The 14,875-nt window shown below is 66.4% G+C and carries 18 protein-coding genes; 9 read left to right on the forward strand and 9 right to left on the reverse strand.

Annotated elements, in window-relative coordinates; all coding sequences use genetic code 11:
* Window positions 1-173: 173 nt before the first annotated feature.
* Window positions 174-944 carry a CbtA family protein gene (locus tag QM588_RS00005; protein ID WP_283310778.1) on the reverse strand — a complete coding sequence of 257 codons (771 nt, stop codon included), beginning with the start codon at window positions 942-944 and terminating at the stop codon, window positions 174-176.
* A complete protein-coding gene (locus QM588_RS00010; protein WP_283310779.1) occupies window positions 935-1,129 on the reverse strand; it encodes a CbtB domain-containing protein in 195 nt (64 codons plus the stop codon). The genes QM588_RS00005 and QM588_RS00010 overlap by 10 nt, the downstream gene beginning before the upstream one ends.
* 248 nt (window positions 1,130-1,377) lie before the next feature.
* Between QM588_RS00010 and QM588_RS00015 the strand changes: the two genes are divergently transcribed.
* The 4 genes from QM588_RS00015 (at window position 1,378) to QM588_RS00030 (ending at window position 4,490) form a co-directional block, all read left to right on the forward strand.
* Window positions 1,378-1,944, forward strand: coding sequence for a histidine phosphatase family protein (locus tag QM588_RS00015; protein ID WP_283310780.1), 567 nt, complete (start codon window positions 1,378-1,380; stop codon window positions 1,942-1,944).
* 87 nt (window positions 1,945-2,031) lie between these two features.
* Window positions 2,032-2,343 (forward strand): PE family protein, encoded by a 312-nt coding sequence (locus QM588_RS00020; RefSeq protein ID WP_283310781.1) that lies wholly within the window; start codon window positions 2,032-2,034, stop codon window positions 2,341-2,343.
* 66 nt (window positions 2,344-2,409) lie between these two features.
* Window positions 2,410-3,645 (forward strand): PPE domain-containing protein, encoded by a 1,236-nt coding sequence (locus tag QM588_RS00025; protein WP_283310782.1) that lies wholly within the window; start codon window positions 2,410-2,412, stop codon window positions 3,643-3,645.
* A complete protein-coding gene (locus QM588_RS00030; RefSeq protein WP_283310783.1) occupies window positions 3,642-4,490 on the forward strand; it encodes an ESX secretion-associated protein EspG in 849 nt (282 codons plus the stop codon). The genes QM588_RS00025 and QM588_RS00030 overlap by 4 nt, the downstream gene beginning before the upstream one ends.
* On the opposite strand, the gene QM588_RS00035 is transcribed toward QM588_RS00030, so the two are convergent.
* Genes QM588_RS00035 through QM588_RS00045 form a run of 3 tightly spaced genes read right to left on the reverse strand, consistent with a single transcriptional unit; the run spans window position 4,483 to window position 6,833 of the window.
* Window positions 4,483-5,148 carry a histidine phosphatase family protein gene (locus QM588_RS00035; RefSeq protein WP_283310784.1) on the reverse strand — a complete coding sequence of 222 codons (666 nt, stop codon included), beginning with the start codon at window positions 5,146-5,148 and terminating at the stop codon, window positions 4,483-4,485. The two genes, QM588_RS00030 and QM588_RS00035, sit on opposite strands and share 8 nt — an antisense overlap.
* Window positions 5,145-6,077 (reverse strand): prephenate dehydratase, encoded by a 933-nt coding sequence (gene pheA / locus QM588_RS00040; RefSeq protein ID WP_283310785.1) that lies wholly within the window; start codon window positions 6,075-6,077, stop codon window positions 5,145-5,147. Before pheA ends, QM588_RS00035 begins: the two co-directional genes overlap by 4 nt.
* Before the next feature lie 9 nt (window positions 6,078-6,086).
* Window positions 6,087-6,833, reverse strand: a complete 747-nt coding sequence (locus QM588_RS00045; protein WP_283310786.1) for a hypothetical protein — start codon at window positions 6,831-6,833, stop codon at window positions 6,087-6,089.
* 124 nt (window positions 6,834-6,957) lie between these two features.
* Here QM588_RS00045 and QM588_RS00050 point away from each other — a divergent pair, with 124 nt between their 5' ends.
* The 5 genes from QM588_RS00050 (at window position 6,958) to QM588_RS00070 (ending at window position 11,359) form a co-directional block, all read left to right on the forward strand.
* Complete coding sequence (locus tag QM588_RS00050; protein ID WP_283310787.1) at window positions 6,958-7,728, forward strand: DUF2470 domain-containing protein; 771 nt, start codon at window positions 6,958-6,960, stop codon at window positions 7,726-7,728.
* Window positions 7,729-7,763: 35 nt separating this feature from the next.
* Window positions 7,764-8,573: a CPBP family intramembrane glutamic endopeptidase gene (locus QM588_RS00055; protein ID WP_442972838.1), complete on the forward strand. Its 810-nt coding sequence runs from the start codon at window positions 7,764-7,766 to the stop codon at window positions 8,571-8,573.
* 337 nt (window positions 8,574-8,910) lie between these two features.
* The gene (locus QM588_RS00060; RefSeq protein WP_442972839.1) at window positions 8,911-10,116 is read left to right on the forward strand and encodes an LCP family glycopolymer transferase; all 1,206 of its coding nucleotides are present in this window, start codon (window positions 8,911-8,913) and stop codon (window positions 10,114-10,116) included.
* A 30-nt stretch (window positions 10,117-10,146) separates the two neighbouring features.
* A complete protein-coding gene (locus QM588_RS00065; protein WP_283310788.1) occupies window positions 10,147-10,692 on the forward strand; it encodes a ferritin in 546 nt (181 codons plus the stop codon).
* Between the two features lie 112 nt (window positions 10,693-10,804).
* A complete protein-coding gene (locus tag QM588_RS00070; protein ID WP_027494851.1) occupies window positions 10,805-11,359 on the forward strand; it encodes a ferritin in 555 nt (184 codons plus the stop codon).
* A 156-nt stretch (window positions 11,360-11,515) separates the two neighbouring features.
* Here the strand turns inward: QM588_RS00070 and QM588_RS00075 are convergent, their stop codons facing one another.
* Genes QM588_RS00075 through QM588_RS00090 form a run of 4 tightly spaced genes read right to left on the reverse strand, consistent with a single transcriptional unit; the run spans window position 11,516 to window position 14,650 of the window.
* The gene (locus tag QM588_RS00075) at window positions 11,516-12,427 is read right to left on the reverse strand and encodes a DUF5926 family protein (RefSeq protein ID WP_283310789.1); all 912 of its coding nucleotides are present in this window, start codon (window positions 12,425-12,427) and stop codon (window positions 11,516-11,518) included.
* Between the two features lie 10 nt (window positions 12,428-12,437).
* Window positions 12,438-13,211 carry a glycerophosphodiester phosphodiesterase gene (locus QM588_RS00080; RefSeq protein ID WP_283310790.1) on the reverse strand — a complete coding sequence of 258 codons (774 nt, stop codon included), beginning with the start codon at window positions 13,209-13,211 and terminating at the stop codon, window positions 12,438-12,440.
* Complete coding sequence (locus QM588_RS00085) at window positions 13,208-14,299, reverse strand: DUF4328 domain-containing protein (protein ID WP_283310791.1); 1,092 nt, start codon at window positions 14,297-14,299, stop codon at window positions 13,208-13,210. Before QM588_RS00085 ends, QM588_RS00080 begins: the two co-directional genes overlap by 4 nt.
* The gene (locus QM588_RS00090) at window positions 14,300-14,650 is read right to left on the reverse strand and encodes a rhodanese-like domain-containing protein (protein WP_048319128.1); all 351 of its coding nucleotides are present in this window, start codon (window positions 14,648-14,650) and stop codon (window positions 14,300-14,302) included.
* Window positions 14,651-14,875: the final 225 nt, after the last annotated feature.

Here is a 14,875-nt window from a genome sequence, read left to right on the forward strand (position 1 = left end):
CTCCCCAGTCGTTGGAACTGAATTACTCAGTCCAACTTCTGGGGAGCGGTGCACACACGTCTGAGCGGTGCAATGGTCCATTCACCCGGAACCGGGCCGGCCACTCGCGCCGCGTCAATGGCACTTTGCATACGTCTCGACGGTGCAATGGTCCATTGACGCGGACACGAGGGTTACACCGCAACTGCCTCTCGGCGAACCGGCCGCACTGCGCGGTCGGTGAGGAACGCGAAGCCCAGTCCCAGAGCCAGCCACAAGGTTGCCTGCGTGGCCAGTGACGAGAGTCGGAATTCCCACAGCAAGGTCGCCGGGAAGTCCGAGCCCACCTCGTTCACGCCCGGTAGCAGTGCGTAGCCGACGCCGACGATCACCAGGAACGCCACCGTCGGAGCGCCTACACGGACTGCTGTCGACGACTGGGACGCCACCGCCTTCGCCACGTAGATTCCGACTCCCACGGCCAGCAGACCGAGAATCACGGACGCCAGCCAGAGCCAGGTGCGCTGGGTGATGGTCTCCGGATCTCCGACGGCCGGTGGGTTGGCCGGGTACTTGAAGAACGGCACTGCTTCGATTGCCAGCCATCCGGCCCCGGCTCCGAGGAGCGCGAGGATCGAGCCCGGGAGCGAGCTGAACCGTCGGGCATAGTGCAGGACCGACGCGAAGATCGCGCCGAGTGCGAGTCCGGCGAGTCCGGTGGCGAGGAACAGTCCGACGCGTTGCCCGTCGCGACTGACGAGGGCGTCCTCGTCTACGTGCGAGTGCGCAGCAGTCGCATCGGAGTCGGCGTGGTGTGCCTCGCCTGCAGCTTCTTCGATGGAGATGGCCGAATCGACGTGCGGCTCACCGATGACGAAGGCAACTCCGCCGGCGAGCAGTCCCGCGACGAGACCGGCGAGCAGACCTCGCACCAGCAACTGAACGAATGTCCCGGTCAGTGGCATGGCAGGCCCAGCAGGTGGCGGCCGTCGTGCATGAGTTCGTGCATGTACATGCCACTGCGCGAGATCGCGCCCTGGTCGAATCCGACGAGGTAGAGCACGACGAATGCGAGCAGTATCGTCGCCGCGACGACGACGGCCAGTGCCGCCGATTCCGTCGTGTTACTGGGTGCATGAAGTATTGCCATAGGTGTGTCCTCCTGGGATTGTGCGTCCCGTGGTCCCTTCGGAGATGAAGGGACGGCCATGCGGTGTACGAGTTTTCTGGCTTTCGAATTCGGACATCTGCCCGACGTCGATCACAGTGGCGCAACCGTTCCGGATTTTCACCGGATTACCTGCGTACATCGCGTCTTACCTGCGCACTGTGGCACCGCGTTCGACTCTGTGTCAATGGCTGTACGGCAAGCACACCGTCCGATGCCACAATGACGCGGTGACTGCCCCAGCGACCCGCCTGACGTTGGTGAGCCACGCCAGAACCGATGCGATGCGCTCGGCCCGCTTTCCTGCCGACGAGCCACTCGACGAGGCGGGTGTGCGCGCACTGGCCGAGGTGACCGACTTTCCGCGTGCCGACCGGGTGCTGTCGGGCCCGGAGGCCCGGTCCCGATCCACTGCCGAGATCTTCGGAACCGACGTCGTCGTCGAACCCGCGTTGGCCGATGTCGCGTACGGCCGGTGGTCCGGTCTCGAGATGACCGATCTGCCCGACGCCGACGCGATGGCCTGGCTCGGCGACCCGGCATTCACACCGCCGGGCGGTGAATCTCTGAACGCGTTGTTCGCTCGCGTCCGGACGTGGCTCGATGAGGACGGTTCGACGCCGGGCCGCACGCTGGCCGTGACCGCACCCGCGGTGATCAGGGCGGCGGTCGTGCTGGTGCTGGCGGCACCGGTCAGCTCGTTCTGGCGGGTCGACGTCGCACCGTTGACGCGCACCTCGATCCATCGCCGAGGCTCGCTGTGGACGATGGATTCGGTGGCACAGAAGTCTCTCTGAGTTTTTCCGGCATCGATGGAACCGATCCGGGCACGGCGGCGTCCTACCTACCGACAGCCCAGTTCGTCGATCGCAGGGAGCGTGCTCATGACCGTCATCAAAGTCGATCCGGTGGCTCTGCAGCTCGCTGCCTCGGAACTCGATGCGGTCGCTGCCCGCTTGCAGGCCGCCGTCACTGCGACGGCACTTCCTGTTCGGCCGTTACCGCCGGGCACCGACGAGGTGTCGCTCTTGATCGATCGCTTCTTCGCCACCGCGGCCGATACCTTCGGTCCCGCTGCCGCACAGGGTATTTCGGAGCTACACCGGGCCGCCGAGGAACTGCGCAAGCAGGCCGCGGACTACCTGGACACCGACGACGACACCGCCGGGGGCCTGCCGGGGCTCGCCGGCATCTGACGCACACATCGACCGGCAGCGGTTTCGAAAACGACACGGGGGCTCGAACATCATGGGGGCTGGACAATGACGCTCGGTGTGACAGGTGTGGTGTGGCTACCACGAACTGCGACAGGAAATTCGACGCGACTGCTGGGGCCCGGACCGGTGCCTCTACATGTCGCAGGCGGGGCCTGGGGTTCGGTGGCCGCGGCCTTCACCGAGGCCTCGGTGAGCATCGCCGCCATCACGACAGCTCTGACCGCAGGCTGGGAGGGTGAGTCGGCTCTCCTCGCGCAGGCTGCCCTCGCCCGGTTCGCCACGTGGACCGGAGCCACCGCGCTGAAGGCAGCGGCACTGTCGATCGAAGCCCCCGCCGCGGGGACCTCGTACGGCGTCGCGCTGGCCACGATGCCGTCGCTCGTGGAGATCGGTGCGGTACAAGCTGCCAAGGTCACAGCTGCATCGACCGGTGGTGCGCTCAACGGAAGTTACGAGGCGGCCGAGGTCGCGGACCGATTGCTCGACATCCGCGCAGCCATGGTCATGGAGGGATTCGAGCTGGTCTCCTCGCACCTGATCGCGAAGACGACGTTCGATCATGCGCCCGCCATCGTGTCCGAATCCGGCAGTGGTCTCGGCAAATTCGCCAACGGTGCGCTGATGACGTCTCCCGTTCAGGCTGCGGTCGGCGGTCTGATGGCCGCGACGCAGAACCCCGGCGTCGCAGCCGCAGCCGGGCAGCTCGGCAGTGCCGCCACCTCGATCGCCGGAACAGGCGTATCCACGGTGGCCACCGCGGCATCGAATCTGGTCTCGACGACGCAGCCGAGTGGACCCGGGGCCGGCATCGGCCACACCTTCGCACCCGGTGGTTCGGCATCTCTCGCCGTCGGGCCGGCGTCCACCCGTCCGGTGGCGTTCGGCGGACTGGGCGGAAGCAGCGGCAGCATCGGCGGCGGGCTCGGAATGCCCGCTTCGGCGTCGAGTCCCGTCGGCGGTGGATCGGCGCTCGCGGGTGCAGTACAGAGCAGTCCTGCCACCACGGTCGGTGCACCGACCACAGCCGAGGGCGGCCTCGCTCAGCGCGGAACCGGTGCCGGTGCTGCGCCCGCATCGGGCACACGGGCGCAGGACGACGACGAACACGACACCCCGGAATACCTCAAACAATTCGAGCATTTCGCCGACGGCCGCACGGTGGCACCGTCGGTCATCGGAGCGGACCCGGCCTTGCCCGACCCAGCCCTCCACAACCCAGCCCACAAAGACCCAGCCCTCCACGACCCAGCCTTCGAAGACATCGGTGAGATCGGCCGGTGATCGACTTGGGAACCGTGCCGGTGGGCCACACACTGCCGAGTGCCGCACTCGGTGTCGACGAGATGGACTTCCTGGTCGACGAGCTCTCGATTGCCGAACTACCCGTCGTGCTCGACGTCTTCCCGCGCTTCGACGACGCGGCAGCCCGCGACCGTGCTGTCGACCGCGGCCGGCAGGCCCTCGCGGCGGCTGGACTGTGGGACGGCACCGCGGTCCACGAGGACGTTCGCCAGTGGCTGCGGGTCCTCGAACAACCCCGCTGGTACGTCTCGGCGCGACAGTTCGAGGGCGACACCGTTCCCGTGACTCGGATCTGCATCGCATCCGACGACACCATCGCGGTGTCGGCGGTACGAAGAGAGAACGTCATCACCCTGCGCGTCATCGCCGGAGATCCGGCCCGCGATCTCGTCTCGTCGCTGGGATCGGCACCACCGTTCGATCCCGGCAGCATCAACGCGCCCACCGACTTGCTGGCCGAGGCACTCGACGCGGCACCGTCCGACGTGGGCGGCACTGCTTCCCGTCTGCGCAGCATCGGAATCGCCGACGACCGGGCCCTCACCCTGGCCTCGGCCATGGCCACGTGCGCGGGCAGGACCGAGATCACGGCCGTGACCCGCAGGCATGGGACTCGGCGCGGGGCCGGGCGTCCGGTGGCCCTGTTCGATACCCGCGCCGGACGAATCGTCGCCACCTCTGCTGTCGCCGCGGACGGCCGTTCGTGGAGTTCGTTGACCGGCGCGTCGGATCACCGGGTAACGGTGGCTCTGACCGAGCTGATCTCGTCGGCCATGGACCCGGCGACCACTGACCCCGCAATCGGCAACCCGGCGATCAACTGATCGGGTTGTCGGCCTTGTCACTGCCTTTGTTCTGGAAGGGCGGCAGGAACGTGCCCCACTTGGCGCATGCCCAGCCACCGTCGGGCAGCGGCAACAGCTCGACGGTCTGGGTGTTGTCGAGGTGGTTGTCTGCGGCGAAGGTGCCGTCGACACCGGTGAGGGCCGCCGCGACCAATCGAATTGCGGCCCCGTGGCTCACGACGACGACGTCTCCTGCGGTGTCGTCACCCAAATACTGTCCACGCAGCTCGTCGAGCACCGGGACGTAGCGCGCCAACACCGCGCGTCCGCTCTCGCCGCCCGGCGCGGCCGCATCCAGATCCCCGGTATGCCACCGGTAGAAGATCTCGGTGAACAGTCGGTGCGCCTCGGGATCGTCTCGATCTTCCAGTTCTCCGGCGGACGTCTCCTGGATACCGTCGGTCACGACGAGGGGCACTCCGGTGCCGCGCTCGACGTAGCCCGCAGTTTGCTTGGCGCGCAGAGCAATCGACGAGACCAACACGGCGGGAGGGTTTCCCAGCCGCGTGCGCGCGTACGCCTCGGCTTGCTGATGCCCGAGCTCGGTGAGTTCGGCTCCCGGCGGCGCGGTGTCCAGCTTCTTCGCGACGTTGGAGACGGTCTGCCCGTGCCGAACGAGAATGAGCTTGCCCATCACAGATCACCTCTACCGGAACGGATTTCGGACAACCACTGCACGTGCTCGTCGGTCGGTTGCGGCACCGAACCTCCCGATGTCGTTGCTGTGGGCCATGATCCGAGAAAACGTAGCGGCATCTTCCGATGGAATGCGGTGAGCGCCTCGGCGACGAGGGGATCGTCCACATGCCCGGCACAATCCACGAAGAACATGTAGGTGCCCAATTGCGAACGGGTAGGGCGTGATTCAATGAACGTCAGATCGATGTTGCGAATTCCGAACTCCGCCAACGCTGCCGGCAGCGTACCCGGGTCGTTCGGCGGCTTGAGCACCACCGAGGTGCGGTCGGCACCGGTGCGGGCGGGCACCGGCTGCGGCGGAGTCACCAGCACGAAGCGGGTGCGCGCACCCTCGACGTCGATGATGTCGTCGGCCAGCGTCGGCAGAGACAATCGCTCCCCGGCCAACCGTGTCGAGACAGCGGCGTCGACCACGCCGGCGGCAACATCCTCTGCCGCACCGGCATTCGAGGTCGCCGACTGTACGACGGCGTCGGGCATCGTCGCCTGCAGCCACTGCCGGACCTGATTGAGGGCGATGGGGTACGCACTGATCGTGCGGGCCGAGTCGAGAGTGACACCGGGTCCGCCGACGATGGTGAAGGCGACCTCGATCTCGGTCTCGGCGACGATCTGCAATCGCCGTCCTTCGGACAATGCGTCGAGAGTCGGCGGCACGGCACCCTCGATGGAGCTCTCGATGGGAACGACCGCGGCGTCGGCGGCACCGGATCGGACGGCCTCGAGCGCCGCGGGAGGGCTAGCGGCCGACACTCGCTCGACGTCGCCGCTCAGGCCGACCCCATCGAATGCACCGGCCGTTTCGAACTGCGCCAGCGCCATCTCCGTGAACGTTCCCGATGGGCCGAAGTAAGCGATGCGAGGCACGTCTCGAGGTTACGTTGTCGATGTCCACGACGCGATCAAACCGACGTCGACGAGCCGGGCGCGGGCGGCGACGGCGTCGGCGATCTCGACGCCCAGCAGTACCTCCCGCACCGCCTCGGCGGCCTCGGGTACGAGCTTGCGCAGAGCGCCGACATTCGGCGCGGCCAGAGCCGACGCGATGTCGTCTCCGCGCAGCGATGCCACCGTCGCCGCGAGGATCGCGATGACCTCGTCTCCGGTATCGGCGCGGGCGACCAGACCCACGTCAGCGTGCGAGACCACGGCGAGCACGTCGGCGATACGCCGCGCCGTGTCGCCGACACCGATGCCGGGGGTTCGATGAGCGGCAACGATGGCCTCTGCGGTCTCGGCCACGTCGATCGCGTCGAACACCGGGAAGACGACGAGGGGCGAGGGCAGTCGCAACCCGAGCGCGTCGGCGAGATGCTCGGGGACCGCGTCGACCTCGAATCGAACGGCCTCGTAGTTGGCTGCGCTCGACGCGCGGAGCTCGTCCGGGTCGATGTCGAGTCGCACGACGATGCGCCCGAGATTCTCGGTGGGTGGCAGCGTCAGCAGGGTCGAGGCCAGCACGACGGGCGGGCCGAATTCGGCGGCGCGCGAGGCGGCGTGCGAGGCGGCGTGCGAGGCGGCGTGCAGGGCAGGGGCATCGGCACAGAACGGCTGCAGCAGTCCGGCGACGAGCGCGTTCGGGTCTGGTCGGTGTGGCACACCGAGGGTCAACGGAATCGGCACACGTTCACGGTAGTCCCAGCTTGCGCTTGCGATACTCGCCACATCGAGCTAACTTAGGTGCACATTACTTAGGTATGCCTCACCTACTGGCCATTCGACTGTACCGACCGCATCGGAGGAGCCCATGCTCGGCGCAACCACCACCACCGGACCGACCACCGCCGAACGCGTGCGCAGCGCCTGCATGCGTGCCGAGGGCGCAGCTCTCGTGATCGACGGCAGCGACCCCGTCGTGACGTCCCTGCACCACCTGCGACCCAACGGCGAGATGATTCTTGCCGTCCCCACCGATTCCATCGACGACGCGATCACCTGGCAGTCCTCCCGCGCCGGCGTTCCCGCCGTCGTCGAGCTCACCGATCACGCACCTCTGGCACTGCGCGAACCGGTGCGGTCACTGGTGTGGCTGCGCGGAGAACTGCGCCCGGTGCCGGAGTCGCTGATGCGCCCGATGGCCGGCGCGGTGGCCGCCGAGCATCCACACGCGGCCCTGCTCGACGTCGGCCACACCACCTCCCTGGTGCGTCTGATCGTCGGCTCCGCAGTGGTGGCAGACAGCACCGGAGCCGAGCCGGTCGACGTCGACTCGCTGCTGGCAGCCGAGCCCGATCCATTCTGGGAGATGGAGACCAGCTGGCTCGAGCATCTCGACTCCGACCATCCCGATCTGCTCGCCCAACTGTCCCGACGCCTCCCACCGTCGCTGCGGAAGGGGCGCGTGCGTCCGCTGGGTATCGACCGCTACGGCATCCGTTTGCGTATCGAGGGCGAGTGCGGGGACAACGATGTCCGGTTGGGCTTCGCCGAGCCCGTCGACGACACGATCTCGCTCAGCCGGGCCCTCCGCGTTCTTGCCGGTTGCCCGTTCCTCAACGGCCTGCGCGCCCGGGGCTGACTCCGTCGCAGAGCAGAACAGGGCACACTCGTGCCGTGATCGACTTCAGGAATTGGTTGACGCCACCGCCGCCGGAGAGCACCGCTCCACCGCCCGATGCGCGCGAACGCACGACCATCAAGGTCGAGATCGCCATCGTGCTGCTGGTGACCTTCGGCCTCAGCGGCATGAGCAGCATTCTCTCGCTGATCGAAGACGCTCTGCAGACCGCGGCGCTGTCGGATCAGACGGTGGCATTGAACTCCTCGCGATCGAGCTTCAGCGTCATCGACCTGCTGTTCCAGCTGCTGAGCATCCTGCGCCTGTGCGCGTGGGGAGCCTTGGGGCTGTACCTGCTGTGGCGAGCAGATCTGACACCGCGTTCAATCGGGCTGGCGAAACCGCGCCTGAAGATCGACCTCGGCCACGGCGTCGGGCTGGCGGCCCTCATCGGGCTACCTGGTCTCGCTCTCTACCTGGTCGGCAATGCCCTCGGATTCAATCTGAACGTGGTCCCCAGCGCACTCGACGACCATTGGTGGCGAGTACCCGCCCTGATTCTGTACGCGCTGGCCAACTCCGGTGCCGAGGAAATCATCGTCGTCGCCTACCTGATCTCTCGACTCCGCAGACTCGGCCTGAGCGAGAACAAGTCCCTGCTGTGCTCCTCGCTGCTGCGTGGGAGCTACCACTTCTATCAGGGGGTGGGCGGCGGCATCGGCAACTTCCTGATGGGGCTGGTGTTCGGCCGATACTGGCAGCGCACCGGGAGGCTGTGGCCACTGCTGATCGCGCACGCCCTCATCGACATCGTCGCCTTCGTCGGTTATGCCCTGCTGCGTGAACACCTGACGTGGTTGCCGTGATGGGTACAGTCGATTCGTGAACGACGACGATCGCTACGGACGGCACGGCACGCCCAATCGGCGTACCCCGCCACCGAGCCAGCCGCCGCCACCGCGTCGACCACCCGGTCAGCAGCCCCCTCCCCCGCCTCGGCGCGCCGGTGGTCCCCCTGGACCGCCCCCGCCACCACCACGCCAGTACCGACCCGGTCCGCCGCCACCGGTTCCGAACCCGCGCCGGTACAGCCCTGAACCTCCTGCGGATCAAGGGACTCCTCGCCGTCCTGGGCCCGCGCCCGAGGGCACCGAATTCATCAGGCGCGACGGCCGCCCGGCCGCTCCCCGTCACGGTGCCCCTGTGCCACCCCAACAGGCGTGGTCGCAGGCACCCGAACCCGGCCCTGCCGGTTCCGTTCCCCCGAACTCGACGCGCCAGTACTCCCGCGCTGCCGAGGACCCCGCCGGACGCACCGAGTACGCACCGCGTCAACAACCGGAACCGTACGTCGACGAGCGGAAACAGCCACCGGCTTCTCCGCAGCGCGCCTTACGCCGACCGGAACCAGCTCGGCCACAACGTGATTCACGTCCCCCCAAGGTTGCGAAGCCCCGTAAGCGCAGGCACTGGGGCCGCCGGTTCCTGATCGTTCTGCTCGTCCTCGTCCTGGGCATCGGCGGCATCGTCTACTACGTCGACAGTTCGCTCACGCGAGTCGATGCCCTCACCTCGTACCCCGGGAGGATCGGCGACACCCCGGGCACCAATTGGCTTCTCGTCGGATCGGATTCACGAGCCGGCCTGACGCCGGAACAGGAAGCATCTCTCGCGACCGGAGGCGAGGTGGGCCCCAGCCGCACCGACACCATCATCATGATCCACATCCCCGAGGGCGACGGGGCAACGACGATGGTCAGCCTGCCCCGCGATTCGTATGTGCCGATTCCAGGCAACGGCGAGGACAAACTCAACGCGGCGTTCGCATTCGGCGGGCCCTCCCTGCTGGTGCAAACGGTCGAGGGCGCGACGGGAGTGCACATCGATCACTACGCCGAAATCGGCTTCGGTGGGTTCGCCGGAATCGTCGACGCCGTCGGCGGGGTCAACGTGTGCGTGCAGAACGCGATCGACGATCCGTTGGCGGGCATCAACATTCCCGCCGGCTGTCAGGATCTCGACGGTTCCGAGGCACTCGGCTTCGTGCGATCCCGTGCGACCGCACTGGCCGACCTCGACCGAATGAACAACCAACGGGCCTTCATGTCCGCTCTGCTCGACAAGGCAACCAGCGCTTCCACTTTCCTCAATCCGTTGAAACTGTGGCCGTTGGTGTCCGATACCGCGTCGTCGTTGAGTGTCGACGACGGAGACCACATCTGGAACCTGGCCGGGTTGGCCTGGGCGATGCGCGGCGGGCCGGTGACTACGACCGTGCCGGTCGGCGGCTTCCAGGACTCCGATGTCGGCAACGTCCTGGTGTGGGACGACACCAGGGCACCGGCATTCTTCGACGCCATCGCTCAGGATCGGGAAATTCCGCCAGATCTGCTGACCGGCGGACCCTGACGGGGGCGTGCGGCCGGTACGTTGTGGACCATGACATCGCCGTCGAATCCGCTCGTCACCTCGTTCCACGATCTACTGCGCGCCCAGGTTCGGTACGAGTTCACCGCCTCCCAGCAGTACGTGGCGATCGCGGTCTGGTTCGACCGCAACGATCTTCCGCAGTTGGCCCACCGCTTCTACGCCCAGTCGGCCGAAGAGCGCCGGCACGCCATGATGATGATCCGATTCCTCATCGACAACCGACTCGAGGTGGACGCGTCGGGCATCGACGACGTGGTGACCGCGTTCGATTCGGTCGTCGAGCCGGTGGAGTTGGCGTTGGCACAGGAGGTGGCGGTCACCGATCGAATCACCGCGCTCGCACAGGCGGCCAGAGCCGAGGGCGATTACATCGGGGAGCAATTCATGCACTGGTTCCTCACCGAACAGGTCGAGGAAGTAGCCGCGATGCAGAGCCTGCTCAACATCGTGCGGCGAGCAGGTTCGGACCTGTTCGACATCGAGCAGTACGTGGCACGCGAGCTCGGCTCGGTGATCCGCGCCACCAATGCACCCAAAGAGGCCGGAAGCGCGTAACTTACGCCCTGCTCAGAGCGGACATTTAGGATTCACTGTATTAGGCTACGTTCGCCTCAATAAGGCTCGACTTGGATGACATTGCCCTCTGACCAGGCATATTGTCCTCACCATGAGCGCAGACATCAAAGAAACGAACCACACGAAGTTCCACGCACTTCTTCGCGACCAGATCCGCAACGAGTTCAACGCCTCGCAGCAGTACATCGCCACCGCCGTCTACTTCGCGAATGTCGACCTGCCGCAGCTGGCCAAGCACTTCTACGCGCAGTCCGTCGAAGAGCGTAACCACGCGATGATGATCGTCCAGTACTTCCTCGATCGCGACATCACCGTAGAACTGACCGGTGTCGACGCGTCGAAGTCCGTGTTCACGGACCCGCGTGAGGCCATCGCCCTCGCACTGGCACAGGAAGAGACGGTCACCGAGCAGATCATCGCTCTGGCGAGCACCGCCCGCGAAGAGGGCGACTACCTCGGCGAGCAGTTCATGCAGTGGTTCCTCAAGGAGCAGGTCGAGGAAGTTGCCAGCATGAAGACCTTGCTCAACATCGCAGACCGCGCCGGCCACAACCTGTTCGACCTCGAGCAGTTCGTTGCCCGCGAGATGAACACCAGCGTCGTCGCCGATGCAGGCGCACCCACCGTCGCCGGCGGATCGCTGTAAATTCGCTCCACGCGACACGCATCGACGAGTAACGCGAGAGATCTCGCGCTCATACGGGTGGTCGTCGGACAAGCAGCCCTTGTCCGACGGCCACCCGACGTGCGTTTCAGTGCAACGACTTTCGGGCCGCCGCACGTCTCAGTTGGACTCGACTGCTCAGCGCAGGGTGACCTGACGGCCACGAAGGCCGTCCCGCGAACGCAGCTGCGCTCCCGTGAGCGGGGCGTCGACGGCAAGAGCCTCGTTCAGCTTCTCCCCGAATTCCTTTGTCGGAGCAGCCCATTCGGTAGGATGCATCTCCGGATCGAGATCGAATACCGGCACCAGCAACCCGTGCGTACGGAACGAGCCTGCGTAACGCGAGCCCTCACCGAGATTGAGATCTCCGGCAGCGTGCAACCGCGCGAGGGCGAGCATGACGTCGTCTTCGCTCTCCGGGCGAACCCATCGGATGTGCGCCTTGTCGCCGGCATCGACCCACCACGCCGCGACGACACCGTCCGCCTCGATCCGCGCCGAGGGCATGATCGCCTGATTTGCGCGCTCCACGGTCGCGGCCACATCGGCTGCGGGAGTGGCACTCTCCGGGATCCACCAATTGAAATCCTGATGCACGGTGATCTCGAGGAGTGCGGACGGGTCGAGCACATCGGTCAATGCAGGGGTGTTCTCGTCCACCTTCGCGGCTTCGAGCGACTCACCGGCGGGGGCGGCGGCGACCCAGCCCAACGCGCTACTGATGTCTGCTGCAACGTCTTTCGACTGCAACTGCACCTGCAGACCGACAAATCCTTCTACAGTGCCTGCCTCTTCGCGCACCAGTGCGGCGACGGCTCCCGGCAATACCGTTGCCAAAGTGACGGTGCGGCCGCCGGCGGTGACCGGCGCAGTGGCGGTGGCCGACGGCACGAATTCGCGCAGCGCTACCAGGTCGCATTCTGCGGCCAGGCCCTCGAACGGCCGCGTCGTCGCCGACTCGAGGCTTGCGCGCTCGGCCTCACGCTGCGCGAGCTTGGCCGCCCGGTTGCTGTCCTGCTTCGGTCCGCTGTTTCTTTTGCTCTTACCCACGCCAGAAAACCTACACGTTCTTCGATTCCAGCCAGGCTCGCGTTCGTCCGGGATGGTTGGTGGCGATCCACCCGACACCGAGTTCGCGACACAGGTCGACGTCGTCTCTCTCGTCGACCGTCCACACATAACTGGCACGGCCCGACGCGGCTGCTCGATCGACGAGCGTCGGATGCTCACGCAACGCTCGGATCGACGGACCGACCGCGGTGGCACCGACGGTCGTCGCTGCTCCGCCGCCCAGATAGTGCGAACTGTCGCCGAGGAGGACCGTCGGAAGCATCGGTGCCGAGCGGCGCACTCGCCACACGGCCGAAGGCGCGAAAGACATGATCACCGCCCGTGAATGATCCGCCGAGGCAGGCGCACCGATGCCGAAGTGGTGCAGCTCGGCCAGCACCGAGGCCTCGATCAGCGATCCGTAGCGCACCGGATGCTTGGTTTCGATGAAGAGCTTGACCGGCTTGCTGGTCCAATCCAGAACCAACGCGATCAGGTCGTGCAACGTCAGAAGTTCAGCGGGTTCGTCGACATCGCCGTAATTCAACCGGGAGAGCTCGTCGAAGGTCATCTCGCTGACGATCCCGGTGCCGTTCGAGGTCCGGTCGACTCGGCGGTCGTGCACACACACGATGCGGCCGTCCTTGGTCAGCCGAACGTCGCATTCGACGCCGTCCGCTCCCTCCCGCAACGCGAGATCGTAGGCGGCGAGCGTGTGTTCCTTCTTTGCCGCAGATGCACCCCGATGCGCAACGACCAGAGGGCCACGTCGGTCCGGGCTCACGAGACCGTCACCGCCCGGTCGCCCTTCTCGGCCCCGAAGTCCGCACGAGCTGCGTCGGCCGGCTCGGTCTCGGTCTCGGACTGCTCGGTCTCGGACTGCTCGGTCTCGGACTGCGTGGTCTTTCGCTCGACGCTGGGTGCGATGACCCAGCGGGTGGGACGAGACAACGCCGAACCGCGCAGGGTGCGGCCTTCGAGTCGGCGCATGACGGCCAAGGTCAGCACCGCGGAGACTGCGGCCACGAGCGCCACGACGGCGGCGAGCAGAACGCCGTCGGCGCGGGCTTGCAGTGTGTTGCGCAGACTCCACAGCACCTGCACCACGACCAGCGCGTTGCTCGTCGCCCAGACGGCCCACCAGATCCGGATCAAGGTGAGCTCGCGGTATACATCGCCGTCGGATTCGCTTCGGAGACGAACGATCTCCGTCAGGTACACCCCGGGCATCACGATCCGAACCAGAGGCAGCATCGAGAGCAGCAGCATCCATCGCACCGACCGCGGCTCGGTCGCCCCGACCGATGCGTAGGCCAGCCGACGTTGCCGAATCAGCCAGCACGACGACGTGATCAGCGCGAGCAGACCGACGATGAGCGCGCCGACCTGGGCGAAATAGACCAGCGCATCGGAGATTGCCAGCGTGATCGGCGACAGCAGACGGGTGCGGTTGTACAGCAGAATTCCGTAGCGAAACAGCTCGGCGAACGCCGCCAGCGTAAGCAGCAGCGCAGTGATCCAGACGAATGTCTGAGCGTTAGCTGCGTATTGCTCGACGCGACCGACGTGCTGGAGTGCGGCGGGGTCGCGTGGGGTGTCGCGCAGTCCCCACGTGGGCGTCGAGTCGTAACGCGGAGTGGGTGTCGGTGCCGCGACCCGGGCGAGACCGACGGCCTTGTTCTTCGACGATGCAGGCCGTGCAACCCAACGAAAATTGCGGCGTCCCTGTGCTGGTGCCCGAACGGACACCGGCGAGAGCAGCACGCCGTGGCAGCGGGGGCACCACGTACCCGGCCGTGCGCCGACCGCCCAGCGAGTGCTGCAGCGGGCGCAGACCTGGAACGCCTGTGCGCGCCCCTGCGGTGCCGACATCTAGATGATTCTCGCTTCGCCCGAATCGTCGTCGCGTTGGATCGGCCTACCGGCGGCATGCCAGTCGAGCATCCCGCCCTCGACGTTGACGGCCTCGTAGCCCACGCGATTGAGGTACTCGACGACCCGAGCCGAGCGCCCGCCGGCTTTGCAGACGACGTAGATCTCGGATTGGTTGTCGATTTCGCCTGCTCTGGACGGAATGTCGCCCATCGGGATATGCACGGCACCGGGTGCGTGTCCGGCCTGCCACTCGTCGTCTTCTCGGACGTCGAGCAGCACGGCCGCTTCCGGGAACGGCACCGGAAGGCGGTCTACGGTGACGGCGGGCGACTGCTCGGGGTGAGACACCTCTCGATCTTGTCACGGGTGCGATCGCGACTGCCACTCGTGCCCGCTCGACGACGAGTACGCACAGCTATGACATACGTCACTTTGGTTCACAGAAGTCATCCACAATATCCACAGGTTGATGCACAGAATCGGGGCCTGTGCCGGTTTCTATCCACAGGTCACGGCCTCACAACTGCTTGCCGGTGTATCGAGTACCAATGAAGGCTGTGGATCGATCGTGAT

Source organism: Rhodococcus sp. IEGM 1354 (assembly GCF_030056855.1).
In the GTDB taxonomy this organism is placed as follows: domain Bacteria; phylum Actinomycetota; class Actinomycetes; order Mycobacteriales; family Mycobacteriaceae; genus Rhodococcoides.